This window comes from Luteibacter yeojuensis (assembly GCF_000964085.1).
GTDB classification, from domain to species: Bacteria; Pseudomonadota; Gammaproteobacteria; order Xanthomonadales; family Rhodanobacteraceae; genus Luteibacter; species Luteibacter yeojuensis_A.
The window spans coordinates 56,618-75,101 of record NZ_JZRB01000035.1 but is presented as its reverse complement, the minus strand read 5'-3'; the positions used below and the strand labels follow the sequence as shown (position 1 = coordinate 75,101).

The 18,484-nt window shown below is 68.6% G+C and carries 20 protein-coding genes and 1 riboswitch; of the genes, 14 read left to right on the top strand and 6 right to left on the bottom strand.

All coding sequences use genetic code 11. The features are described from left to right. Positions 1-179 precede the first annotated feature (179 nt). Positions 180-716: a peptide deformylase gene (gene def, locus VI08_RS15970; protein WP_045830601.1), complete on the top strand. Its 537-nt coding sequence runs from the start codon at positions 180-182 to the stop codon at positions 714-716. Between the two features lie 114 nt (positions 717-830). Here def and VI08_RS15965 read toward each other — a convergent pair whose 3' ends face one another. The 4 genes from VI08_RS15965 to VI08_RS21030 all read right to left on the bottom strand — a co-directional run bounded on the left by VI08_RS15965 (position 831) and on the right by VI08_RS21030 (position 5,055). Then, complete coding sequence (locus tag VI08_RS15965; protein ID WP_045830600.1) at positions 831-1,214, bottom strand: helix-turn-helix domain-containing protein; 384 nt, start codon at positions 1,212-1,214, stop codon at positions 831-833. A gap of 117 nt (positions 1,215-1,331) precedes the next feature. Beyond that, positions 1,332-2,150, bottom strand: a complete 819-nt coding sequence (pyrF, locus tag VI08_RS15960; RefSeq protein ID WP_045830599.1) for an orotidine-5'-phosphate decarboxylase — start codon at positions 2,148-2,150, stop codon at positions 1,332-1,334. 113 nt (positions 2,151-2,263) lie between these two features. Beyond that, positions 2,264-3,922 (bottom strand): energy-dependent translational throttle protein EttA, encoded by a 1,659-nt coding sequence (ettA, locus tag VI08_RS15955; RefSeq protein WP_045830598.1) that lies wholly within the window; start codon positions 3,920-3,922, stop codon positions 2,264-2,266. A gap of 128 nt (positions 3,923-4,050) precedes the next feature. Next, complete coding sequence (locus VI08_RS21030) at positions 4,051-5,055, bottom strand: hypothetical protein (RefSeq protein ID WP_052698010.1); 1,005 nt, start codon at positions 5,053-5,055, stop codon at positions 4,051-4,053. A 199-nt stretch (positions 5,056-5,254) separates the two neighbouring features. On the opposite strand from VI08_RS21030, the gene glyA reads away from it, so the two are divergent. The 12 genes from glyA (at position 5,255) to VI08_RS15890 (ending at position 15,579) form a co-directional block, all read left to right on the top strand. Continuing rightward, positions 5,255-6,511, top strand: a complete 1,257-nt coding sequence (gene glyA / locus VI08_RS15945) for a serine hydroxymethyltransferase (protein ID WP_045830597.1) — start codon at positions 5,255-5,257, stop codon at positions 6,509-6,511. A gap of 3 nt (positions 6,512-6,514) precedes the next feature. Beyond that, entirely contained in the window at positions 6,515-7,030 is a 516-nt protein-coding gene (nrdR, locus tag VI08_RS15940; protein WP_045830596.1) for a transcriptional regulator NrdR, read from the top strand. 38 nt (positions 7,031-7,068) lie between these two features. Continuing rightward, entirely contained in the window at positions 7,069-8,133 is a 1,065-nt protein-coding gene (gene ribD, locus VI08_RS15935) for a bifunctional diaminohydroxyphosphoribosylaminopyrimidine deaminase/5-amino-6-(5-phosphoribosylamino)uracil reductase RibD (protein WP_052698012.1), read from the top strand. After that, complete coding sequence (locus VI08_RS15930) at positions 8,130-9,098, top strand: Gfo/Idh/MocA family protein (RefSeq protein ID WP_045830594.1); 969 nt, start codon at positions 8,130-8,132, stop codon at positions 9,096-9,098. Before ribD ends, VI08_RS15930 begins: the two co-directional genes overlap by 4 nt. A 143-nt stretch (positions 9,099-9,241) precedes the next feature. After that, positions 9,242-9,392: riboswitch (FMN riboswitch) on the top strand. Positions 9,393-9,467: 75 nt separating this feature from the next. Next, entirely contained in the window at positions 9,468-10,109 is a 642-nt protein-coding gene (locus VI08_RS15925; protein WP_045830593.1) for a riboflavin synthase, read from the top strand. A gap of 13 nt (positions 10,110-10,122) precedes the next feature. Further along, positions 10,123-11,214: a bifunctional 3,4-dihydroxy-2-butanone-4-phosphate synthase/GTP cyclohydrolase II gene (gene ribBA, locus VI08_RS15920; protein ID WP_045830592.1), complete on the top strand. Its 1,092-nt coding sequence runs from the start codon at positions 10,123-10,125 to the stop codon at positions 11,212-11,214. Positions 11,215-11,223: 9 nt separating this feature from the next. After that, complete coding sequence (gene ldcA / locus VI08_RS15915) at positions 11,224-12,156, top strand: muramoyltetrapeptide carboxypeptidase (protein WP_045830591.1); 933 nt, start codon at positions 11,224-11,226, stop codon at positions 12,154-12,156. A 43-nt stretch (positions 12,157-12,199) separates the two neighbouring features. Continuing rightward, positions 12,200-12,667 (top strand): 6,7-dimethyl-8-ribityllumazine synthase, encoded by a 468-nt coding sequence (gene ribH / locus VI08_RS15910; protein ID WP_045830590.1) that lies wholly within the window; start codon positions 12,200-12,202, stop codon positions 12,665-12,667. After that, a complete protein-coding gene (gene nusB, locus VI08_RS15905) occupies positions 12,664-13,110 on the top strand; it encodes a transcription antitermination factor NusB (protein ID WP_045830589.1) in 447 nt (148 codons plus the stop codon). Before ribH ends, nusB begins: the two co-directional genes overlap by 4 nt. Before the next feature lie 16 nt (positions 13,111-13,126). Then, positions 13,127-14,077, top strand: a complete 951-nt coding sequence (thiL, locus tag VI08_RS15900) for a thiamine-phosphate kinase (protein ID WP_045830588.1) — start codon at positions 13,127-13,129, stop codon at positions 14,075-14,077. After that, complete coding sequence (locus tag VI08_RS15895; protein WP_045830587.1) at positions 14,074-14,604, top strand: phosphatidylglycerophosphatase A family protein; 531 nt, start codon at positions 14,074-14,076, stop codon at positions 14,602-14,604. Before thiL ends, VI08_RS15895 begins: the two co-directional genes overlap by 4 nt. A gap of 9 nt (positions 14,605-14,613) precedes the next feature. Continuing rightward, entirely contained in the window at positions 14,614-15,579 is a 966-nt protein-coding gene (locus tag VI08_RS15890; protein ID WP_045830586.1) for a potassium channel beta subunit family protein, read from the top strand. Positions 15,580-15,693: 114 nt separating this feature from the next. Here VI08_RS15890 and VI08_RS15885 read toward each other — a convergent pair whose 3' ends face one another. Continuing rightward, positions 15,694-16,428, bottom strand: a complete 735-nt coding sequence (locus VI08_RS15885) for a 16S rRNA (uracil(1498)-N(3))-methyltransferase (RefSeq protein WP_045830585.1) — start codon at positions 16,426-16,428, stop codon at positions 15,694-15,696. Between the two features lie 83 nt (positions 16,429-16,511). Here VI08_RS15885 and VI08_RS15880 point away from each other — a divergent pair, with 83 nt between their 5' ends. Next, complete coding sequence (locus VI08_RS15880) at positions 16,512-17,138, top strand: 2-hydroxychromene-2-carboxylate isomerase (RefSeq protein WP_045830584.1); 627 nt, start codon at positions 16,512-16,514, stop codon at positions 17,136-17,138. Here the strand turns inward: VI08_RS15880 and VI08_RS15875 are convergent. Continuing rightward, the gene (locus VI08_RS15875) at positions 17,135-18,478 is read right to left on the bottom strand and encodes an adenosylmethionine--8-amino-7-oxononanoate transaminase (RefSeq protein ID WP_045830583.1); all 1,344 of its coding nucleotides are present in this window, start codon (positions 18,476-18,478) and stop codon (positions 17,135-17,137) included. The genes VI08_RS15880 and VI08_RS15875 overlap by 4 nt on opposite strands. Positions 18,479-18,484 lie beyond the last annotated feature (6 nt).

Genomic DNA, 18,484 nt, shown 5'->3' with positions numbered 1-18,484 from the left:
GATGGCCACAAGGGTCGCCCCCGAACTCTTGGGGGTCAATGATTCTGGGGGTTTGCGCGTATTAGCCATTGGTCGAATGGCCACGCGTGGGCACGCATGCTGCGCCGCCGCGAACGGGGGCTTGAGCCGAGGGGCGCATGCCGCCATGCTGGGGTCATCCCCACACCCGCGGCCCGCCGATGATCCGTGACATCCTGAAGATGGGCGACGAGCGCCTGCTGCGCATCGCGCCGCCGGTGCCCGACGACATGATCGGCTCGGCCGCGCTCGACGCCCTCATCACCGACATGTTCGACACCATGCACCACGCCGGCGGCGTGGGCCTGGCCGCGCCACAGATCGGCGTCGACCTGCAGCTGGTCATCTTCGGCTTCGACAGCAGCGAGCGTTACCCCGACGCCCCGCCGGTGCCACAGACCATCCTTCTCAATCCGGTGATCACGCCTCTTTCTCAAGACATGGAAGAGGGCTGGGAGGGGTGCCTGTCGGTGCCCGGGCTGCGCGGGGCGGTGAACCGCTACTCGCTCATCCGCTACCAGGGCGTCGACCCGAAGGGCCAGCCGATCGACCGTACGGCGGAAGGCTTCCACGCACGGGTGGTGCAGCACGAGTGCGACCACCTCATCGGGCGGCTCTACCCCTCGCGCATCACCGACTTCTCGAAGTTCGGGTTCACCGAGGTGCTGTTCCCCGGCATGGATATCGGCGACGACTGATCGCGGGTAGGAGCCCACTCCGTGGGCGACCCTGCTTGCCCCGGGCAAGAACGCCATGGGCCTTCGCGAGGCGCTGTCGCCCACGGGGGTGGGCTCCTACGAGCGATGCCCTCGTTATTCAGCCTCGGCCAGCGCCTCGACGATGATGAGCAGCGCCTTGCGCCGCTCCTTGGGCAGGCGGCTGACCAGGCCCACGAGGCGCAGCTGCTCGCGCGAATCGGCACGGTAGAGGGCCGGGCTTTCCTTGACGCCGGTGGCGCCGCTGGGCGAGCCGCGGCCGGTGGCGAGCCATTCGAAATTGACGCCGAAGCGCACGGCCATGTCGATCTGGCGCTCGAGCTCGGGCAAGCCCAGGTCGCTTAGCCATTTCCGCGCCGTTTCCCGGCTGACATCGAACAGATCGGCCAGTTGGGTGATACGGCCGCGGCCTTTCTTCACGCCGGCCATGTCCAGCGCGACATGCAGGCGTTGAGAAAAACCTCGGTTGGTGAGTGGCATAACAACTCCGGAGGAACGCTTTCGCGGCGCAAAGACCCGGTATTGTTGATAGGCCGGAGGCAGAGCGTAAGCCCTAGACAGTTGCCAAGTCGTGCAATTTACGACTGTCCTTTTTTCTCAAAGCACTGTCTGAAACGAGTTAATCAATTTTCTCATTTCATCCGCCGTCCGATGGGCTGCGTCGGCAAAGTCGGGACCACTGCTAGCGTAGAGGATGGCGCGGGACGATGAAATCATCAGGCCCGTGCCGCCAGGTGTCTGACCATGCTTCATAACCGCTGCGACGTCACCGCCCTGCGCGCCGATGCCGGGAACCAGCAAGGGCATATTACCCACAACGGCGCGGACGCGACCTAGTTCTTCTGGCCAGGTGGCGCCGGTGACCAGGGCGCAGTTGCCATGGCCGTTCCAGTCGCGGGCGATGGTCTGGGCCACGCGGATGTACAGCGGCTCGCCGCCACAGTCGAGCGCCTGGAAATCCGCGCCGCCGGGGTTGGAGGTGCGGCACAACAGGATGACGCCCTTGTCGGCGTGGGCGAGGAATGGATCGATTGAATCCTTGCCGAGGTACGGGTTGAGCGTCACCGCGTCGGCGTCGTAGCGCCCGAACGCTTCCACGCTGTAGTGCTTGGCAGTGGAGCCGATGTCGCCGCGCTTGGCATCCAGGATGACCGGGATGCCGGGGTGCCGGTCGTGGATGTGCCGGATGAGCCGCTCGAGCGCCCCCTCGGCCCGCTGGGCGGCGAAGTGCGCGATCTGCGGCTTGAAGGCGCATACCAGGCCCGCCGTGGCGTCCACGATATCGCGGCAGAAGGTGAAGATGCCTTCCTCGCCCGAAAGGCCGGCGGGCAGCCGGCCCGGCTCGGGGTCCAGGCCCACGCAGACGAGGGACTGGTTGCGATGCCAGGCTTTGGAAAGGGTGTGGATGAAGGACATGCTGCGCTCCGGGCTGGCGTGGCGGCTTGCGGGTGAAGAGTGAAGCGTCAATCGTCAGGAACAGCTTGCGAAGCCACTGACGCTTCGCGATTGACGCTTCACGTTTGCCGCCGTCAGACGAGCTTCTTGTACTTCACGCGCTTCGGGCCGGCGTCGTCGCCGAGGCGGCGTTTCTTGTCGGCTTCGTACTCGTTGTAGTTGCCGGGGAAGAACTCGACGTGCGAGTCGCCTTCGAACGCGATGATGTGCGTGGCGATGCGGTCGAGGAACCAGCGGTCATGCGAGATGACCACGGCGCAGCCCGGGAACTCGAGGAGGGCATCTTCGAGCGCGCGCAGCGTTTCGACGTCCAGGTCGTTCGACGGTTCGTCGAGCAGCAGCACGTTGCCACCCTGCAGCAGGGTCTTGGCCATGTGCAGGCGGCCACGCTCACCACCGGAAAGCTGGCCCACGATCTTCTGCTGGTCGGTGCCCTTGAAGTTGAAGCGGCCGATGTACTGGCGCGACTGGATCTCGAAGCTCCCGATGGTGAGGATGTCGGACCCGCCGGATACCTCCTGCCACACGTTGTTGTTCGGATCGAGCGCGTCGCGGCTTTGGTCCACGTAGGCGAGCTTGACCGTGTGGCCGAGCTTCACCTCGCCCGAATCCGGGGTTTCCTTGCCCATGATCATCTTCATGAGCGTGGACTTGCCCGCGCCGTTGGGGCCGATGACGCCGACGATGGCGCCGCCCGGGATCTTGAAGGAGAGATCCTCGATGAGCATGCGGTCGCCGAACGACTTGGTGACGTTCTTGAACTCGATCACTTCCTGGCCCAGGCGCTCGCCCGGCGGGATGAAGATCTCGTTGGTTTCGTTGCGGCGCTGGTACTCGACCGAGTTGAGTTCCTCGAAGCGGTTGAGGCGCGCCTTGCCCTTCGACTGGCGGCCCTTGGCGGCCGAACGAACCCACTCCAGTTCCTTCTGGATGGCCTTCTGGCGCGACTTCTCCTGGTTGGCTTCCTGCTTCAGGCGCTCGTCCTTCTGCTCCAGCCACTCGGTGTAGTTGCCCTTCCAGGGGATGCCGCGGCCGCGGTCGAGCTCGAGGATCCACTCGGCGGCGTTGTCGAGGAAGTAGCGATCATGCGTGACCGCCACGACGGTGCCGGGGTAGTCGTGCAGGAAGGTTTCGAGCCAGTCGACCGACTCGGCGTCGAGGTGGTTGGTGGGCTCGTCGAGCAGCAGCATGTCGGGCTTGGACAGCAGCAGGCGGCACAGCGCCACGCGGCGCTTCTCGCCACCGGACAGGGGGCCGATCTTCGCGTCCCAGGGCGGCAGGCGCAGGGCATCGGCCGCGACCTCGAGCTGGCGCTCGAGCGCGTGGAAATCGTTGGCGGCGAGGATGCCCTCGAGCTTTTCCTGCTCCTTGGCCAGCGCGTCGAAATCGGCGCCTTCCTCGGCGTAGGCGGAATAGACCTCCTCGAGGCGCTTCTGCGCGTCGAGCACCTCGGAGACGCCTTCTTCGACGGCCTCGCGGACGGTCTTCTCCGGGTCGAGGTCGGGCTCCTGCGCCAGGTAGCCGATCTTGGTGCCGGGGTTGGCGCGGGCCTCGCCCTGGAAGTCCTTGTCGACGCCAGCCATGATCTTCAGCACCGTGGACTTGCCCGCGCCATTCAGGCCCAGCAGGCCGATCTTGGCGCCGGGGAAGAACGACAGCGAGATGTCCTTGATGATCTGGCGCTTCGGGGGGACGATCTTGCTGACCCCGTTCATGGTGAAGATGTATTGCATGGACGCTCCGTCGGAAGGCCTGGCCCCGGCGCGCGCAGGGCGCCGCTGGGCAAATCCCGATTATACCGGGTCGCACCGGGTGCCGGCGCCCGCGTCTTCACGTCGCGGGCGCCGGGCCGGCCCGGAGCCTACTTGCGGCGACCGATATAGTCCCGGATGTTCTGGTCATTGGCCTTGGTGTAGACCCGGCACGCCACCTTGAACAGCACCATGGGGCCCATGTTCGTGACGCAGTTCCAGCGGTCTTCGGCCGCCTCGTGGGTGGCGCCGAGCAGGTGCCCCACCTCGTGGGCGAACACATGCCGATGCCCGTGGTTGCTGATGAGCGCCGCCCCCGATTGCTCGATCGCCAGGCCGAAGGTGCCTGCGCCCCAGCTGGCGGCTGGCTTGCCCACCAGCAGCACGTAGCGGGTAAGGGGCGTGACGGGTTCGCCTCGTGCTTTCACGTCGTCGCGTGCCGCTTTGGCGAGTTCCAGTATCCGGTCCTCGCGGCTGCCCTGGTGGTACGCGAGGTTGGTGACGCCGGGTACGCGGGCGCGCAGCGAGACGCGAATAGGCACGCCGGGGCGCACGGTTTTCTCCATGTCGCGGATCCACCAGGCGGCGTACCAGCTGAGGACCTTGGCGTGGTCGTTTTCGCCGGCGTCGTCATGGATGTACAGCCAGACGTGGAGGGCCCGCGACCCGTCGCCAGGGGCGAACAGTTCTTCCTCCTCCTCCCCGTCGCCCGGGCGCGTGATCAGGTCGTCCAGGCCCGCCCAGTCAATGGGGATCGAATCCGCGAAGCGGCGGTGGCGCGCGCCCCGGCCGGCGGCCGGTGCCGGCGGGGTGTCGTCCATCGTGAGCGCGATGCGGTCGCCGGCGCGTACCAGCGTGGCGCCGCGGCCGTCCACCTCGGCGAGGTACACCGTGCCGGTGGTGCCATCGGGCAGGTCGATGACGGTCTCCAGCCGCTCCAGGACGGTGACCAGGGCGGGCGCCTGGTCGCCTTGCGTCACCCAGGCGTCGAAGGGCAGGCCGGCGTCGGCGCGCGCGTCGAAAGCCGCCGTCGACGTGGCGTGCTGGGCGACGGCGGCAGGTGACAGCGTGGCCAGGCCCAGGCAAAGCGCTAATGACAGGGTCTTGAATTTCATGGAGATCCTTTCCAGATGAGACGCGGGAATGCGCCCGGGGCCTAACGTAGCGGAGGCCATCATCGCGGGGCTGTAGTCCTTTTCTGACGGGGCCGTAGGCCTATTCGGAGTTCGCATCGGGAAAACCCGCAGGCTGGCTGCAAACCCCCATGTCAGCTAAACTTTTCGCCTTCCCCGCCCCCCTTTCCACGAGGTCGAGATGTTCCCGAAGGATGCAACGATCGCCGGCTACGACGATGAGCTGGCCCAGGCCATCGCCAACGAATCGCGCCGCCAGGAAGATCACGTCGAACTGATCGCCTCCGAGAACTACGCCAGCCCGCGCGTGATGGAAGCCCAGGGTTCCACGCTCACCAACAAGTACGCCGAGGGTTACCCGGGCAAGCGTTACTACGGTGGCTGCGAGTACGTCGACGTGGCCGAGAAGCTCGCCATCGACCGCCTCAAGAAGCTGTTCGGCGCCGATTACGCCAACGTGCAGCCGCACTCCGGCTCGCAGGCCAACCAGGCCGTGTACTTCGCGCTGCTGAACCCGGGCGACACCATCCTGGGCATGAGCCTGGCCCACGGCGGCCACCTCACCCACGGCGCCAAGGTCAACCTCTCGGGCAAGCTGTTCAACGCGGTGCAGTACGGCATCGACCCCGATACCGGCCTCGTCAACTACGACGAGATCGAAAAGCTCGCGGTGGAGCACAAGCCCAAAATGATCGTCGCCGGCTTCTCGGCGTACTCGCAGGTGCTCGACTGGGCGAAGTTCCGTGCCATCGCCGACAAGGTGGGCGCCTACCTGTTCGTCGACATGGCGCACATCGCCGGCCTCGTCGCCGCGGGCGTGTACCCGAACCCGGTGCCGCACGCGCACGTCGTCACCTCCACCACGCACAAGACCCTGCGCGGCCCGCGCGGCGGCATCATCGTGGCGAAGGGCCTGGGCGAGGACCTGGAAAAGAAGCTGCAGTCCATCGTGTTCCCGGGTATCCAGGGCGGCCCGCTCATGCACGTCATCGCCGCCAAGGCCGTGGCGTTCAAGGAGGCGCTCGAGCCGGCCTTCACCGCCTACCAGACGCAGGTGGTGGCCAACGCCAAGGCCATGGCCAGGACGCTCATCGAGCGCGGCTACAAGGTCGTGTCGGGCGGCACCGAGAACCACCTCATGCTCATCGACCTGATCGGCCGCGACGCCACCGGCAAGGACGCGGAAGCGGCGCTTGGCAAGGCGCACATCACCGTGAACAAGAACGCGGTGCCGAACGACCCGCGCTCGCCCTTCATCACCTCGGGCCTGCGCGTCGGTACCCCGGCCATCACCACCCGCGGCTACAAGGAAGCCGATACGGTGGAACTGGCCCACTGGATCTGCGACGTGCTCGACGCGCCCAACGATGACGCCGTCATCGCCGCGGTGCGCGAGAAGGTCACGGCCCAGTGCAAGAAGTTCCCGGTCTACGGCTGATCGATGCACTGCCCGTTCTGCCAGCATGAAGACACCCGCGTCATCGATTCCCGGCTCACCGAGGACGGTGGCACGGTGCGTCGGCGGCGTGAATGCCCGCAGTGTGGCGAGCGTTTCAATACGTTCGAAACGGCCGAACTGAAGCTCCCGGCGGTGGTCAAGTCAGGCGATCGCCGCGAGCCGTTCGACGAGCACAAGCTGCGGGTCAGCTTCGAGCGCGCGCTGCAGAAGCGGCCCGTCGGCAGCGATGCCGTCGATGCCGCCGTGCACGCGGTGAAGAACGACCTGCGCCGCAGCGGCGAACGCGAGGTGCCGTCGCGCCAGGTGGGCGAGCTGGTGATGCGCGAGCTCAAGGCGCTCGACCAGGTGGCTTACGTGCGGTTCGCCTCGGTGTACCGGCGCTTCGAGGATGTCCACGCGTTCCGCGAGGAGATCGAGAAACTCGAGCGCGATCTGCCCTCGCTCGAGGGCCTGCAGCTACCCCTGCTCGAAGCGGCCCGTCGCGGGCGCAAGCCCTGATGACCCGCCCGTTCTTCCCGGCCATGGACCATGGGCACATGGCCCATGCGCTGCGCCTCGCCGCGCGTGGCATGCACACCACCCAGCCCAACCCGCGCGTTGGCTGCGTCATCGCACGCGGCGAGACCGTGCTGGGCACCGGCTGGCACCCGAAGGCGGGTGAGCCGCACGCCGAGGTCTTCGCGCTGCGCGAAGCCGGCGAGGCCGCCCGTGGCGCCACGGCCTACGTCACGCTGGAACCCTGCGCGCACCACGGCCGCACGCCGCCGTGCGCGGATGCGCTCATCGCCGCTGGCGTGGGGCGTGTCGTCATCGCCCACGAGGATCCCTTCCCCCAGGTGGCCGGCAAGGGCATCGAGAAAATCCGCGCCGCCGGCATCGGCGTGCAGGTGGGCCTCATGCGCGATGCCGCGCACGAACTCAACATCGGCTTCTTCAGCCGCATCCAGCGCGGCCGCCCGTGGGTGCGCGTCAAGCTGGCCATGAGCCTCGACGGCCGCACGGCGCTCGCCAACGGGTCGTCGAAGTGGATCACCGGCGAAGCCGCGCGCAACGACGTGCAGCGCTGGCGCGCCCGCGCGTCCGCCATCCTTTCCGGCAGCGGCACCGTGCTCGCCGACGACCCGCGCCTTACCGTGCGGCTGCCGGGCGATGAACCCTTCGTGCCGCCGCTGCGCGCCATCCTCGATACCCACCTGCGCACACCGGCCGGTTTCCATGTGCTTGATGGCAGCGCGCCCACGGTGCTGCTGCATGCCGAAGGCGCCGCTGTGCCGCCGCACCTGCAAACGGTGCGGCGCGCCGCGATCCGCGCCGGGGACGGCAAGGGCCTCGACCTGCGCGCCGCGCTGCACTGGCTGGCGCAGCACGACGTGAACGAGGTGCATGTCGAGGCCGGCCCGGTGCTGTGCGGCGCCTTGCTTGCCGAAGGCCTTGCCGACGAGTTGCTTGTCTACATCGCGCCCGTGCTGCTGGGCAGCAGCGCGCGCCCCATGCTGCAGCTGCCGCCGCTCGACGACATGGCGTCGCGCTGGAAGCTCGATACGATCGACCGCCGCCAGGTCGGCGACGACACCCGCCTGCTGATGCGGCCCGCCGCATGAACCACGTGCGCTGGGGCATCATCGGTTGCGGCGCGGTCACCGAGGTGAAGAGCGGGCCCGCGTTCGCGAAGGTGCCAGGCTCGTCGCTCGTCGCCGTCATGCGGCGCGATGGCGAAAAGGCGCGCGACTACGCGCAGCGCCACGCCGTGCCGCGCTGGTACGACGATGCCAGTGCGCTCATCGACGATGACGGCGTCGATGCCGTGTACATCGCCACGCCACCATCCAGCCATCGCGCGTACGCCCTGCAGGCCATCGCCGCCGGCAAGCCGGTCTACATCGAAAAGCCCATGGCGATGAACCACGGCGAGTGCCTGGATATCGTCGAGGCGGGCAGGGCGGCGAACGTGCCCGTCTTCGTGGCGTACTACCGCCGCGCGCTGCCGCGCTTCACCACGGTGGCGAAGCTGCTGGCCGACGGCACCATCGGCACGCCACGCTTCGCCAGCGTCGTGCTGCACCACCCGTTCGAGAAGGCCTACCAGGACAAGGCGAACCTGCCCTGGCGCGTGCAGCCCGAGGTGTCGGGCGGCGGCATCTTCGTCGACCTGGCCAGCCACACGCTGGATATCCTGGATTTCCTCCTCGGCCCCATCGTCGAGGCACGCGGCCTGTCGCGGAACCAGCTCGGCGCCTACCCGGCGGAGGATGCCGTGGCGCTGGCCTTCGCCTTCGGCAGCGGCGTGGTCGGCACGGGCCTGTGGAACTTCGGCGCCGACCGGCGCGAGGATCGCATCGAACTCGTCGGCGACCGCGGCCGCCTCACCTTCGCCACCTTCGGCGACGGGCCCATCCGCGTGGAAACCGATGGCCGGGTGGACAACCTTCTGGTCGAGAACCCGGCACACATCCAGCAGCCACTCATCACCACGATGGTGGGGCAGCTGTTGGGGGAGGGCACATGCCCGTCCACCGGCGAAACCGCCGCCCGCACAAGCTGGGTGATGGACCAGGCGCTTCTGTAGGAGCCCACTCCGTGGGCGACATCTCCCGCCTCACCGCGGCAGGTCGTGTGGCGCGTCGCGAAACGATGTTGCCCACACGTGGGCTCCTACGAAGGGGTTGCGGCTCGTTTGGCAGGCCTCATGTTATGCTCCGCACGATAGTCACGCGTCTTCAGGGCGGGGTGTAACTCCCCACCGGCGGTAGGTTTCGGTAACGAAACAAGCCCGCGAGCGCTCCCGGCACCCGCCGGGAGGTCAGCAGATCCGGTCAGAGTCCGGAGCCGACGGTCATAGTCCGGATGAAAGAAGACGGCACCATGCGCTCCCTCGCGGGGGCGCGTGTGCCATGCGCCTTGGGACGTTTTTCGCCAACCTAGCGGGAAACGCCACATGTTCACCGGCATCATCCAGGCCGTCGGCCGCATCCAGCGCCTCGAGCCACGCGGCGGCGACGTCCGCCTCGTCGTCGACACCACCACCCTCGACATGGCCGATGTCGCCCTGGGCGACAGCATCGCGGTGGCCGGCGTCTGCCTCACGGCCGTCGCCTTCGATGCCACGAGCTTCGCGGCCGATGTCTCCAACGAAACGCTGGCCATGACCTCGCTGGGCAAGCACAAGGCCGGCGATGCGGTGAACCTCGAGAAGGCGCTGCGCCTGGCCGACCGCCTCGGCGGCCACCTCGTCTCCGGCCACGTCGATGGCGTGGGCAAGGTCGTCGCGGTGGTGCCCGATGGCCGCTCGCTGCGCTGGACCTTCGAGGTGCCGCGCGACCTGGCCCGTTACATCGCCCACAAGGGCTCGGTGTGCATCGACGGCACCAGCCTCACGGTGAACGAGGTGGACGGCACGCGGTTCGGCGTGAACCTCATCCCGCACACGGTGGAACACACCACGTTCGCGGCGCGCCGCCCCGGCGACGCGGTGAACATCGAGGTGGATGTCGTCGCCCGCTACGTGGAGCGGCTGCTCGCCAGCGGCGGCGCCCCGCGCCTGGACGAAACCTTCCTGAAACAGCACGGCTTTGCCTGACGGGCCCACCACCATGGCATTCAGCACCATCCCCGAGATCCTCGACGAGCTGCGCAACGGCCGCATGGTCATCATCCTCGACGACGAGGACCGCGAGAACGAAGGCGACATCGTCATGGCCGCCGAAAAAGTGCGGCCGGAAGACGTGAACTTCATGGTCCGCGAGGCACGCGGCCTCATGTGCCTGACGCTCACCGAGCAGCGCACGCGCCAGCTGGGCCTGAAGCCCATGGTCACAGACAACAACTCGCCGTACCACACCAATTTCACCGTCTCGATCGAGGCGGCCGAAGGCGTCACCACCGGCATCTCCGCGCACGACCGCGCGCGCACCGTGCAGGTGGCCGTGGCGAAGGACGCGAAGCCGGCGGATATCACCATGCCGGGCCATGTGTTCCCGCTGACGGCGCAGGCCGGTGGCGTGCTCTCGCGCGCGGGCCATACGGAAGCTGGTTGCGACCTCGCCGCCATGGCCGGCCTCGAGCCCGCCGCCGTCATCATCGAAGTGCTGCACGACGATGGCTCCATGGCCCGCCGCCCCGAGCTCGAAGCGTTCGCGGCGAAGCACGGCCTGAAGATCGGCACCATCGCCGACCTCATCCGCTACCGCCTCGAAACCGAGAAGACCGTCGAGCGCGTGTTCGAGGAGGACGTCGACACCGAGTTCGGCCCGTTCCGTCTTGTCGCGTACCGCGACGCGATCCGCAGCGGCCTGCATTTCGCGCTGTCGCGCGGCGCCATCGATGACGGTGGGCCGGTGCTGACGCGCGTGCACGTGCGCAACACGCTTTCCGACGTGCTGCACCTGAAGCGCGACGACCTGGGGCAGACGGTCACCGAAGCCCTGCGCCGTATCGCCGACGAGGAGCGCGGCGTGCTGCTGGTGCTGTCCGGCGAAGACACGCCCGATGCGCTGCTGGCCCGCCTGCGCGGTGATGCCCAGCCCATGCCGGCCCCGAAGGATGACCAGGAGTGGCGCCAGCTGGGCCTGGGTGCGCAGGTGCTCGCCGACCTGGGCGTGAAGCGGCTGCGCGTCATGGGCACGCCACGCCGGTTCGTGGGCATTTCTGGCTTCGGCCTTGAAGTGGTCGAGCAGGCCAGCTAAACCTGACCCATGGCAGCCCACTACGATATCCAGCTGATCGCCCCCGCCGGCTACCCGCACAACCCCGATGCGATGCGCATTGGCATCGAGCGACTCGAGGCGGCGGGGCACCGCGTGCATGGCCGCGAGGTGCTCCAGCGGCGCGAGTTGCGCTTCGCCGGCAGCGACGCCCAGCGTGCCGCCGACCTCAATGCCCTTGCCGACGCGTCGAAGCCGCTGCCCGACGTGGTGCTCGCCATCCGTGGCGGGTATGGCGCGCATCCGCTGCTGCCTTTGCTCGATTACGACGGCCTGCGCGCACGGCTCGGCGGTGCGCCCGTGGCCCTCGTGGGGCACAGCGATTTCACCGCCCTGCAATGCGCGCTGCTCGCCCGCAGCGGCGTGGTGACGCTGGGTGGCCCCATGCTCGGCCCCGACTTCGGCGCCCCCGAGCTCGACCCGCTCACGTGGCGCCAGTTCTGGGCCGCGCTGGCGGCCGACGAGGCAGTGGCCACGTGGGAGAGCCCGGAATCGGCCGACCTGGCCGTGGAAGGCACGGTGTGGGGCGGCAACCTGGCCATGCTGGGCAGCCTGGTCGGGTCGGCGTATTTCCCGTCGATCGAGGGCGGCATCCTCTTCATCGAGGATATCGCCGAGCCCCCGTACCGCGTCGAACGCATGCTCTACCACCTGCTGCACGCAGGGGTGCTCGGCCGGCAGAAGGCCGTGCTGGTGGGCGATTTCACCAGCTGCCGCGTGGCCGAATACGACAACGGCTATGACCTGGGCGTGGCGTTCGAGCGCGTCGCCGCGGCCTCGGGCATCCCCTTCGTGCGGGGCCTGCCCTTTGGCCACGGCCCCACCAAGTTCACCCTGCCGTTCGGTACCCCCGGGCGGCTGCGCGTGGCCGGCGGCCAGGCCAGCCTGGCCTTCAGCGGCCACCCGCGCCCCAAAACCCCGTAAAATACCCGGCCGCACGGCGGCCCCACGCCCCATAAGGACCCCCATGAAGATCATCGAAGGCGATTTCGCCACCCCCAAGGGCCGTTTCGCCATCGTCGCCGGCCGCTTCAACGCGTTCGTGGTCGAACCGCTGGTGGAAGGCGCGCGCGATACGCTGGTGCGCCACGGCGTGAAGGACGACGCGATCGACCTCATCCGCGTGCCCGGCGCGTGGGAAATCGCCCAGGCCGCGCACAAGGTGGCCGCCTCGGGCAAGTACGCCGCCGTGATCGGCCTCGGTGCCGTCATCCGCGGTTCCACCCCGCATTTCGATTACGTGGCCGGCGAAGCCGCCAAGGGCCTCGGGCAGGCCGCCTACGCCTCGGGCGTGCCGGTCTCCTTCGGCGTGCTCACCACCGACAGCATCGAGCAGGCCATCGAGCGTGCCGGTACCAAGGCGGGCAACAAGGGCGCCGACGCGGCCATGGTCGCGATCGAAATGTCCAACCTCTATGCGAAACTCGGCAAATGAATAACACCCCTCCGCACGGCATCGACCTCGCCGCGCGCTCGCGCGCCCGCCGCCGTGCCCTGCAGGCCCTCTATGCCTGGCAGGTGGGCGGCGCCCGCATGGGCAGCGTCATCGAGCAGTTCCGCCACGAGCAGGACATGCAGGTCGCCGACCAGGAATACTTCGAAGACCTGCTCCGCGGCGTCGAGCAGCACGTCAAGGAACTGGACGAGGGCATCAAGCCGTTCGTCGACCGCGACGTGGCCCAGATCGACCCGATCGAGCGCGCCGCGCTGCGCATGGGTGCCTACGAGCTGAAATACCGCCCCGACGTGCCCTACCGCGTGGTCATCAACGAGGCGGTGGAAGCCACCAAGCGCTTCGGTGCCGACCACGGCCACAGCTACGTGAATGGCGTGCTCGACAAACTGGCCACGCACTGGCGTACGGCCGAGAAGCGCTGACCGGTCCGGGGCCGGCATGGAATTCGACCTCATCGAACGCATCCGCCGGCACACCGATGTCGCCCGCGATGACGTGGCGCTCGGCATCGGCGACGACGCCGCCGTGGTCGCCGTGCCCGCGGGTCGCGAGCTGGCCATCGCCGTCGACACCCTCGTCGAGGGCGTGCACTTCCCGAAGGGCACGGCCGCCGCCGACATCGGCTGGAAGGCGCTTGCGGTGAACCTCTCCGACCTCGCCGCCATGGGCGCCACGCCCGCGTGGGCGTTGCTGGCGCTGACCCTGCCCGCGGCGGAGGAACCCTTCATCGATGGCCTCGCCCGCGGCTTCGCCGAGCTGGCCACGCCGTACCGCCTCGCCCTCATCGGCGGCGACACCACGCGTGGCCCGCTCACCATCACGGTCACCGTGCACGGCTTCACCACGCCCGGCCAGGCGCTGCTGCGCTCCGGCGCGCGCGTGGGCGACGCGGTGATGGTCACCGGCACGCTGGGCGATGCCGCCGCGGGCCTGCGCTGCCTGGCGGAAGCCGACCCGGCGCCGTATGCCGCGCTGGTCGAGCGATTGAACCGGCCGACACCGCGCGTGGCCGCCGGGCAGGCACTGCGTGGCATCGCCACGGCGTGCGTCGATGTCTCCGATGGCCTCGTCGCCGACCTCGGCCACATCTGCACGCGAAGCGGCGTGGGCGCCGAGATCGACCCGGCGCTGCTGCCGCGGTCCTCCGCCATGCTCACGCACTTCCACGACGCCGACGCCATCGATTTCGCGCTGGCCGGCGGCGACGATTACGAGCTGTGCTTCACCGTGCCCGCCGACAAGGCCAGCGAGGTCGCGGCCGATCTCGCCCGCGTGGGCTGCGGCGCCACGCGCATCGGCCGCATCGTCGAAGGCGCCGGCGTGCGCGTCCTCGATGGCGCCGGTGGAGCGCGCGTGCCGCGGCGCGCGGGCTGGAACCACTTCGCATGAGCACCAAGTACACGCTCGACCCGGCTGCACGCCGCCGCCTCATGGCCACGCCCGCCGGGTGGGTGGCTACCGGCTTCGGCTCGGGCCTCGCCCCGAAGGCACAGGGCACCGTCGGTTCGCTGGCCGCCCTCGTGCCGTGGCTGCTGCTGTGGCCCGTGCTCTCGGCGTGGGGCTGGCTGGTGGTCATCGTGCTGTCGTTCGCGCTGGGCGTGTGGGCCTGCGACGCGGCGGGCCGCACCATCGGCGTGGACGACCATCGCAGCCTGGTGTGGGATGAATTCGTCGGGCAGTGGATCGCCCTGCTGCCGCTGGTCGCCGTGCCCGGTGCCGCGTGGATACCGCTGGGCTTTGGCCTGTTCCGCCTGTTCGATGTGTGGAAACCCTGGCCTATCGGCTGGTTCGATCGACGCGTGAAAGGCGGCATGGGTGTCATGCTCGATGACGTCATCGCCGGTATCTTCGCGGGCATCGCGCTCTACGCGATCCAGCACGTCGTGCTTCACCAGTTCCGTTTCCTGCTCGTCTAGGAGCCCTCCATGGAATACCGTCGCCTCGGTACCACCGGCCTCAAGCTGTCGGCACTGTCGTATGGCGCGTGGGTCACGTTCGGCCGCCAGGTCGGCCGCTCCGCCGCGCGCGAGCTCATCGCGCTGGCGTACGACCACGGCATCAATTTCTTCGACAACGCCGAGACCTATAACGCCGGTGACGCCGAGCGCCTCATGGGCGATGTCATCGCCGACCTGCGCCTGCCGCGCGATGCGTACTGCGTATCGAGCAAGGTGTATTTCGGTGCGGTCACGGATCCGAAGCCCACGCAGCGCGGCCTCTCGCGCAAGCACGTGTTCGATGCCGCGCACCAGGCGCTCGAGCGCCTGCGCGTCGATTACCTCGACCTGTATTTCTGCCACCGGCCCGACCCCGATACGCCGGTGGCGGAAACCGTCATGGCCATGGACCTGCTCGTGCGCCAGGGCAAGGTGCTCTACTGGGGCACTAGCGAGTGGCCGGCCGAACTGATCGAAGAAGCACACCGCGTGGCGCGCGAGAACCACTTCATCGCGCCGTCGATGGAACAGCCGCAGTACAACCTGCTGCACCGCGACCGCGTCGAGAAGGACTACGCGCCGCTGTACCGCGCGCACGGCATGGGCACCACCATCTGGTCGCCGCTGGCCTCGGGCCTGCTCACGGGCAAGTACAACGACGGCGTGCCGGACGATTCACGCCTGGGCCACCCGGACTACGCGTGGCTACGCGATGCGCTGCTGGAAAACGATGGCGCGGCGCTCAAGACCGTACGCAAGCTGGCGCCGATCGCCGACGGCCTTGGTATCCCCCTGGCGCGGATGGCGCTGGCGTGGTGCCTGAAGAACCCGCACGTATCGACGGTGATCCTCGGCGCGAGCAAGCCGCGGCAGCTCGAGGAGAACCTGAAGGCGCTGGATGCCGTGCCGCTGCTCACTGATGACGTGATGGCGACGATCGACGCCGCGCTGTAAGCAAGAGCATCGCGCGCAAGCGCGCTCCCACAGTGCAGTAGGAGCCCACACCCGTGGGCGAGAGCTTTTCGCGAAGAGCTGTCGCCCACGGGTGTGGGCTCCTACGACGGCGCATCAAACGTCGCCGTAGAGGGCCTGCAACATCGCGATGGCAGCAAGCCCCGCGGTCTCGGTACGCAAGATGCGCGGCCCCAGCTTCAACCCCGTGAACCCGGCACCGGCCAGCGCCGCGCGGTCGCGCTCGCCAAAGCCGCCTTCCGGCCCTATAGCGATGAGCGCGGCCCCGGCAAGGCCCAGCTCCGCGGGCCGCTTCGTGCCTTCGGGCAACAAGGCCAGCCGCATCGGCCCACCTTCACCCAGCGCACCCAGCCACGCGTTCAGCGCGATGGCGGGCTCGATCACCGGCACCACCGCGCGCCCCGACTGCTCGCACGCGCTGGCGGCCACGGCGCGCCAGTGCAGCAGGCGCTTCTCCGCGCGGGCGGCATCCAGTTTCACCTCGGAGCGCTCGGTGATGAGCGGCACGATGCGCGCGATGCCGAGTTCGGTGGCCTTCTGCACGATCAGGTCCATCTTCTCGCCGCGCGCCACGCCCTGGGCCAGCGTGAGCCCGAGCGGGGATTCATTGGCCAGCGCGCGGCCTTCGCCCACCAGCGCCACGACCTCGCGCTTGCCGACACCGCTCAGCGTGGCATCGAATTCCATGGGTGCATCGCCTGCGAACAGCACGACAGGGTCGCCCGGCTGCATGCGCAGCACGCGGGCGACGTGCTCGCCGGCCTGCGTGGGCAGGGTGATCTGCTGGCCGGTGGCCAGCGGCTGGTCGACGTGGATGCGGATGGTGCGCATGCGGGGGCCTGTGTCACGGAACCGCCATTGTACCGGCCTGCGCGGGCGGCTATCGTCGACGCCAACGCCCTGGGAGCACCTGCATGCCCATCGCCTGGTATTTCGACTTCGTCTCGCCGTTCTGCTGGCTGCAATGGCCCGCCATCCGCGAGCTGGCCGCCAGCCGCGAGGTCGCCCTGCGGCCCATGTTGTTCGGCGCGCTGCTCAAGCAGATGAACCACCTCGGGCCCGCCGAGATCCCGTGCAAACGCGAATTCACCTATCGCTACGCCCTGTGGCGCGCGCGGCAGGCCCACATGCCGCTGCGCTTCCCGCCAAGCCACCCGTTCAACCCGCTGCCTGCGCTGCGCCTGTGCGTGGCGGCGGGCAACACGGTGGAAGCGGTGGGTGCCATCTACGAATGGATCTGGGCCCACGGCCGCGCGGCGGATACGCCCGAGGCGCTGGCGCCACTCGCGGCCTCGTTCGGCATCACCGACGTGCGCGCGGCACTGGGCACGCCGCAGGTGAAGGAAACCCTGCAGGCGAATTTTGAACACGCCATGCGCGACAAACTGTTCGGCGTGCCCACGCTGGTCATCGATGGCGAGCTGTTCTGGGGCGCCGATGCCCACGACTTCGCCATGGCCTACCTCGACGACCCCGGCATGTTCGCCGAGGGCGAGATGGCCCGCCTGGGCGCGTTGCCCGTGGGCCTGTCGCGGATCTAGGCCACGGCCTTCGCGATACCGGCGATGGCCGTATCGACCATGAAATCGATCTCGTCCTCGCGGATCACATAGGGCGGCATGAAATAGACGATGTTGCCCAGCGGCCGCAGCAGCGCGCCGTTCTCCAGCCCATGGCGGTACACGCGCATGCCGCGGCGGTCGCCGGCGGGGAAGGGCGTGCGGGTGGCCTTGTCGGCCACCAGCTCGATGGCGGCGATCATGCCTGTCTGGCGCACGTCGGCCACATGCGGGTGGTCGCGCAGCGGCGCGATGCGCGCCGCCATGTGCGCGGCGAGCTCGCGGTTGCGTTCGAGCACCGGGTCGTCGCGGAAGATCGCCAGCGTGGCCGTCGCGGCGCGGCATGCCAGCGGGTTGCCCGTGTAGCTGTGCGAATGCAGGAAGGCCTTGCCCGCCGCGTATTCGGCGTAGAACGCCTGGTACACGTCCTGCGTGGTGACCACGGCCGACAGCGGCAGGAAGCCGCCGGTGAGGCCCTTCGACAGGCACATGAAATCGGGCGATACGCCAGCCTGCTCGCATGCGAACAGCGTGCCCGTGCGGCCGAAGCCCACGGCGATCTCGTCGGCGATGAAGTGCACGTTGAATTCGTCGCACAACGCGCGCAGGCCCGTGAGGTACGACGGGTGGTACATGCGCATGCCACCGGCGCACTGCACGAGTGGCTCGACGATGACGGCGCAGGTTTCATGCGCATGGCGCTCGAGGATCGCGCGCATCTCGCCGAGGCGGCGCGTGGCGGTTTCCCCGGGCGTTTCGCCGGGTTCGCCTTCGTAGGCATCGGGCGAGGGCGCCAGCGTCGGCGTGAGCAGCAACGGGGCGTACGTCTTGCGGTACAGGGCCACGTCGCTGACCGAGAGCGCCCCCAGCGTCTCGCCGTGGTAGCTGCCGGTGAGCGCGATGAAACGGGTTTTCTCGCCGTGGCCGCGGTTGAGCCAGTAGTGGAAGCTCATCTTCAGCGCCACCTCGATGGCGGCCGAACCGTTATCGGCCAGGAACACGCGCTCGAGGCCGGGCGGCGTGATGCGCACCAGTTCCTCGGCCAGCTCCACGGCCGGTTCATGGGTGAAGCCGGCGAAGATGACGTGTTCGAGGCGGTCGAGCTGGTCCTTCAGGGCGCCGGCGATGCGTGGCTCCGCATGGCCGAACAGGTTGGTCCACCACGAACTCACGGCATCGAGGTAGCGCTGGCCATCGGTGCCGACCAGCCATGCCCCTTCGCCACGCGCGACAGGTACCATGGGGAGGGTTTCGTGGTCGTGCATCTGGGTGCACGGGTGCCAGAGGACGGAGAGGTCGCGGGCTACAAAGGCGTCGGTCATCCGCCC

Excerpts from the sequence above, each read along its gene's own strand:
- def (WP_045830601.1), top strand. The coding sequence starts at position 180 with ATGATCCGTGACATCCTGAAGATGGGCGACGAGCGCCTGCTGCGCATC.
- VI08_RS15965 (WP_045830600.1), bottom strand. The coding sequence starts at position 1,214 with ATGCCACTCACCAACCGAGGTTTTTCTCAACGCCTGCATGTCGCGCTG.
- pyrF (WP_045830599.1), bottom strand. The coding sequence starts at position 2,150 with ATGTCCTTCATCCACACCCTTTCCAAAGCCTGGCATCGCAACCAGTCC.
- ettA (WP_045830598.1), bottom strand. The coding sequence starts at position 3,922 with ATGCAATACATCTTCACCATGAACGGGGTCAGCAAGATCGTCCCCCCG.
- VI08_RS21030 (WP_052698010.1), bottom strand. The coding sequence starts at position 5,055 with ATGAAATTCAAGACCCTGTCATTAGCGCTTTGCCTGGGCCTGGCCACG.
- glyA (WP_045830597.1), top strand. The coding sequence starts at position 5,255 with ATGTTCCCGAAGGATGCAACGATCGCCGGCTACGACGATGAGCTGGCC.
- nrdR (WP_045830596.1), top strand. The coding sequence starts at position 6,515 with ATGCACTGCCCGTTCTGCCAGCATGAAGACACCCGCGTCATCGATTCC.
- ribD (WP_052698012.1), top strand. The coding sequence starts at position 7,069 with ATGGCCCATGCGCTGCGCCTCGCCGCGCGTGGCATGCACACCACCCAG.
- VI08_RS15930 (WP_045830594.1), top strand. The coding sequence starts at position 8,130 with ATGAACCACGTGCGCTGGGGCATCATCGGTTGCGGCGCGGTCACCGAG.
- VI08_RS15925 (WP_045830593.1), top strand. The coding sequence starts at position 9,468 with ATGTTCACCGGCATCATCCAGGCCGTCGGCCGCATCCAGCGCCTCGAG.
- ribBA (WP_045830592.1), top strand. The coding sequence starts at position 10,123 with ATGGCATTCAGCACCATCCCCGAGATCCTCGACGAGCTGCGCAACGGC.
- ldcA (WP_045830591.1), top strand. The coding sequence starts at position 11,224 with ATGGCAGCCCACTACGATATCCAGCTGATCGCCCCCGCCGGCTACCCG.
- ribH (WP_045830590.1), top strand. The coding sequence starts at position 12,200 with ATGAAGATCATCGAAGGCGATTTCGCCACCCCCAAGGGCCGTTTCGCC.
- nusB (WP_045830589.1), top strand. The coding sequence starts at position 12,664 with ATGAATAACACCCCTCCGCACGGCATCGACCTCGCCGCGCGCTCGCGC.
- thiL (WP_045830588.1), top strand. The coding sequence starts at position 13,127 with ATGGAATTCGACCTCATCGAACGCATCCGCCGGCACACCGATGTCGCC.
- VI08_RS15895 (WP_045830587.1), top strand. The coding sequence starts at position 14,074 with ATGAGCACCAAGTACACGCTCGACCCGGCTGCACGCCGCCGCCTCATG.
- VI08_RS15890 (WP_045830586.1), top strand. The coding sequence starts at position 14,614 with ATGGAATACCGTCGCCTCGGTACCACCGGCCTCAAGCTGTCGGCACTG.
- VI08_RS15885 (WP_045830585.1), bottom strand. The coding sequence starts at position 16,428 with ATGCGCACCATCCGCATCCACGTCGACCAGCCGCTGGCCACCGGCCAG.
- VI08_RS15880 (WP_045830584.1), top strand. The coding sequence starts at position 16,512 with ATGCCCATCGCCTGGTATTTCGACTTCGTCTCGCCGTTCTGCTGGCTG.
- VI08_RS15875 (WP_045830583.1), bottom strand. The coding sequence starts at position 18,478 with ATGACCGACGCCTTTGTAGCCCGCGACCTCTCCGTCCTCTGGCACCCG.